Source organism: Methyloceanibacter sp. (assembly GCF_051306395.1).
In the GTDB taxonomy this organism is placed as follows: domain Bacteria; phylum Pseudomonadota; class Alphaproteobacteria; order Rhizobiales; family Methyloligellaceae; genus Methyloceanibacter.
Window position 1 is genome coordinate 1 of record NZ_JBPPND010000057.1, and the last position, 3,970, is coordinate 3,970.

At 62.8% G+C, this 3,970-nt stretch carries 5 protein-coding genes; 3 read left to right on the plus strand and 2 right to left on the minus strand.

Annotated elements, in window-relative coordinates; all coding sequences use genetic code 11:
* The first annotated feature begins 435 nt into the window (after window positions 1-435).
* The 3 genes from ACSLE4_RS03650 to ACSLE4_RS03660 are packed head-to-tail and all read left to right on the plus strand — an operon-like array spanning window position 436 to window position 2,432.
* Window positions 436-1,017 (plus strand): sigma-70 family RNA polymerase sigma factor, encoded by a 582-nt coding sequence (locus tag ACSLE4_RS03650; protein ID WP_435903121.1) that lies wholly within the window; start codon window positions 436-438, stop codon window positions 1,015-1,017.
* Window positions 1,014-1,664: a ChrR family anti-sigma-E factor gene (locus ACSLE4_RS03655; RefSeq protein WP_435903122.1), complete on the plus strand. Its 651-nt coding sequence runs from the start codon at window positions 1,014-1,016 to the stop codon at window positions 1,662-1,664. Before ACSLE4_RS03650 ends, ACSLE4_RS03655 begins: the two co-directional genes overlap by 4 nt.
* Complete coding sequence (locus ACSLE4_RS03660; protein WP_435903123.1) at window positions 1,665-2,432, plus strand: SDR family NAD(P)-dependent oxidoreductase; 768 nt, start codon at window positions 1,665-1,667, stop codon at window positions 2,430-2,432.
* On the opposite strand, the gene ACSLE4_RS03665 is transcribed toward ACSLE4_RS03660, so the two are convergent.
* Window positions 2,422-3,660, minus strand: coding sequence for a class I SAM-dependent methyltransferase (locus tag ACSLE4_RS03665; RefSeq protein ID WP_435903124.1), 1,239 nt, complete (start codon window positions 3,658-3,660; stop codon window positions 2,422-2,424). The genes ACSLE4_RS03660 and ACSLE4_RS03665 overlap by 11 nt on opposite strands.
* Window positions 3,661-3,665: 5 nt before the next feature.
* Window positions 3,666-3,970, minus strand: a 305-nt coding sequence (locus tag ACSLE4_RS03670; RefSeq protein WP_435903125.1) for a DUF1365 family protein, incomplete at its 5' end; no start/stop codon positions are given.

A 3,970-nucleotide genomic window follows, 5' to 3' on the forward strand; every position in this document is an offset into this window, starting at 1 on the left:
CGTGCGGCCCGACAGGGGACCGGCATGGAACGCAACTCGAGGCACCCGGTGGCAATAGGGGGCTCTTGCTCTTCCTCGTCGCTACGAGTGGCGCGCAGGCATCGCGGCTTCATCTCACGCCGCTTTACCTCGCTAAGTCCGACTGCGAACGCAGGTTGGATCGTTGCCTGCAAGGCTGCCGCGCGGGGGCGCTGGAAAGCGGGATGTGCGTCAGTCTTTGCTACAAGGAACGCGAGTCATGCGCGGCGCCGCAGTCGGACTCGCCCCTGTTTTTGCCAAAGCAGACGCTTGGCCGTACCTCGCTGGAAGTCCGCTAGGTGCCAACAACGGTCCTGCTCAGAGCCGAAAGAGTGGCCCCTTTTGGGTGATCCGCCCCGCCTTCTCCCGCGTATACTGTCAAAGTAAGTCCGCTAAGACAAAGGCTGCTCTTTGCGCATGAGCAACGCCCTATCTTCGTCCTCTCGCCCCGGTCAAGGCGAAGATGACCAGGACCTGATCAAACGCCTCGCATATGACGGCGACCGCGCGGCGTTCCAGTGCCTGTTCCTGCGCTTCGGACCAAGGGTCAAGGCACTGATGATCAAGAGCGGTGCCGACGCCGATGTGGCCGAGGACCTCGTTCAAGACGTCATGATCACCGTGTGGCGAAAGGCAGAGCTGTACGAGCCAGCGAGAGGCAGTGTCGCCGCCTGGATCTTTACCATCGCGCGCAACCGGCGCATTGACAGGCTTCGACGCCAATCCCCTCACGCGTATGAGGACATAGACGACCTGGATTTGGAGTCACCGGATGCGGGCGGCGAGGAGACGGTGCAGGCGCGGCAGCGCAAGACCTTGGTGGTAGAGGCCATGGCGGAGCTGCCGCCGGATCAGCAGCGCGTGATCGAGATGTCATTCATCGATGACATGCCGCAGGCCGATATCGCGCAGAAACTTGGCGTGCCGCTTGGAACTGTGAAGTCCCGCATGCGTCTCGCTTACGGAAAGTTGCGGGAGCGTCTGGAGGACGTAACGTGAAGATCGCACATCATCCCGACAGGGCCACTTTGATGAGCTACGCCGCTGGCAGTCTCGACGAGGCTTTCGCGACTGTCGTCGCAACGCATCTCGCCTCATGCGCGGAATGCCGCTCCCGACTCCGCGAGACCGAGGAGATCGGTGGCAATCTGCTTGAGGCCATTGACGCGGTCCCGTTGGACGCAGCGGCGTTCGAGCGCGCCATGAGCAAGCTGAACGAACCGGTCGAGCAGACCTTGGACGAGCCCGAGCAGAGAAAGCCGTCGCTTTCCCGTCCCCTCGCCCGGCTCGTCGGGGGCGGCCTCGATGACGTTGCCTGGAAGACAGTGGCGCCTGGTGTGGCGATGCACCGGCTGCCGACCTCAAAGGCGGCGCGCGGCTCGCTGACGCTGTTGAAGATCGCCCCGGGCAAGAAGATTCCCGAACACGGTCACGGCGGCACGGAGATCACCCTGGTCCTTACGGGATCCTACCGCGATGCGTTCGGACGGTTCGGCCCCGGCGACGTCGCCGATCTCGATGAGAATGTCGAGCATCAGCCTATGGTGGATTCCTCCGAGCCCTGCATCTGCCTTGTCGCGACCGAAGCGCCGACACGCTTCAAGAGCTTCTTTGGGCGGCTGTTTCAACCTTTGGTGGGGATCTGAGTGGCTGGCGATGCCTCGCTCCCCTGGCGCACGGTGTGGATCGTGGGCGGGAGCTCCGGCCTCGGCCTTGAGCTGGCAAAGCTGCTGGATGGACGGGTCTCTGCTGTCGCCGTCTCCGCCCGCTCCGAAAAGACGCTGGAGGCTTTGGAGGCCGGGTCCCGCACGATCGCGGCCTACCCGCTCGATGTGACCGACGAAGAGGCGGTGAACCAGTGCGTGCGCGAAATCGAAGCCGCCCACGGCCCCATCGACCTCGTAGTGCTGTCCGCCGGCACTTGGGAAATCGTCAGCCCGCCCGATCTCGATGTGAACGCCTTCAAGAAATCCATGGAGGTCAACTTCATGGGGGTGGTCAATGTGCTGGCGCGGCTCCTGCCCGGCATGTCACGCCGCCAAAAAGGCCAGATCGCCATCGTCGCCTCGGTGGCCGGTTACCGCGGGCTGCCAAAAGCCGCTGCCTACGGTCCGACCAAGGCGGCGTTGATCAATCTGGCGGAGGCGCTGCGGCCAGAACTTGCCGCCGAGGGGATCGCACTCTCGATCGTCAATCCGGGCTTCGTGGATACGCCCATGACGGCCTCGAACGACTTCCCTATGCCCTTCCTGATGCCGGCCGATGAAGCGGCACGCCGGTTCCTGCACGGACTCGAGAACAAGGACTATGAGATCGTGTTCCCCCGCCGCTTGGCCTGGGCGATGAAGGCACTGCGTCTCATGCCGAATGCCTTGTTCTTTTGGGTCGTGCGGACGTTCATGCTCAAGTCTTGAGGGCACCGGCCGCCGGGCGGGTCAGCCGGTAAAGGCCGACGTCGATGACCTCGTCCAGAAATCCCGCTTCGCAATAAGCAAGGTAGTAGCGCCACTTGCGGCGGAATTCCTCCTCGAAGCCCAGCGCACCGATCTCCGGCCAGTTGGCCTCAAAGCGAAGCCGCCATTCGCGGAGCGTGCGCGCATAGGAGGATCCGAATTCCGCAACCCGCTCGAACTGCAACCCGGCCTCCTCCGCAAGGTTTGCGATGATCGTCTTCGTCGGCAGCATCCCGCCGGGAAAAATATAGCGCTGGATGAAGTCTGCTTTTCCCCTGTAGTCGTCGAAATGATCTTCGTGGATGGTGATTGCCTGAAGCGTGGCGATGCCGCCCGGCTTGAGGCGGTCGAGAATGGTGCGGAAGAATAGCGGCCACCGCTCCTCGCCCACGGCTTCAATCATCTCGATCGAGACGAGCCGGTCGAACTGGCCTTCCGTGTCGCGGTAGTCCTGCAATTCGAAAGAGCAGTTAGACAGCCCGCCCGCCTCCGCCCTCTCCTCGGCCCAGGCCCGCTGCTCATGGGAAAGCGTGATGCCAGTCACGGCGGCGCCGTTGTCACGCGCAGCACGCAGTGCAAGCGCCCCCCAACCGGAGCCGATCTCCAACAGACTCATACCGGGTTCGATGGCCAAGGATTGCAGGATTGCCTGCAACTTGGCCTCCTGCGCCTCCTTGAGCGTTGCCGTGCTCTCGCTGAAGAGCGCGCTCGAGTATACAAGTTCGCCATCCAGCCATTTCTCGAAGAAGGCGTTGCCGAGATCATAGTGCTCCGTGATGTTTCGGCGGCTACCGCGGCGGCTGTTCTGCCGCAGCAAATGCCAGAGCCGATCCACAATGCTGTGCCTGAACAGGCCGCGGCCGGACTTCTCAAGCGCGGCGCAGTTGCGGACGAAGAAGCGAAACAGACCAAGCAGATCCGAGCACTCCATATCTCCGGCAATGTAGGCGTCGGCGAAGCCGAGCGTTCCACGGCGGAGCGATTTGGCAATCACGCGATAGTTCTTGAGCCGCAGGACGGCATCGTAGGGGCGGTCTTGACCGAATGTGATCCGGCGGCCGTTCGGCAGCTCGATCATCAGCGAGCCACGCGGCTGCCAGGCGAGCCGGCGCGCGCCGACCCCAACCACAAGACGTGTCAACAGGTCGGGGCGCCGCAAGCGATCCGCTGCGAGCGTATTATCGGTCATCTTTCCTAGTTCTCTCTCGGTGTGGGAATGAAGGCGATAGCAGTCTCGGGCGGTGGCGGCCGCTTGGTCAGCCGCAACCCCTTGAGCCAGAGCTTCACCGCTTCGAAGTGGATGGCGCCCATCACTTTTACCGAAAGCCAGCCCGTGCGCAGAAGAGCGGCCGCCAGGGTTGCGTCGGTCAGATCCGACCGTGTGCCCCGGAAATAAGCCTTCAGCACCGGCCCCTGATCGTTATCGAGAGCAATGCCAATAGTGATTTCATCGCCGGGCGGCGTCACATGAAAGCTGTAACGCCCTTCCACGCTGTTGA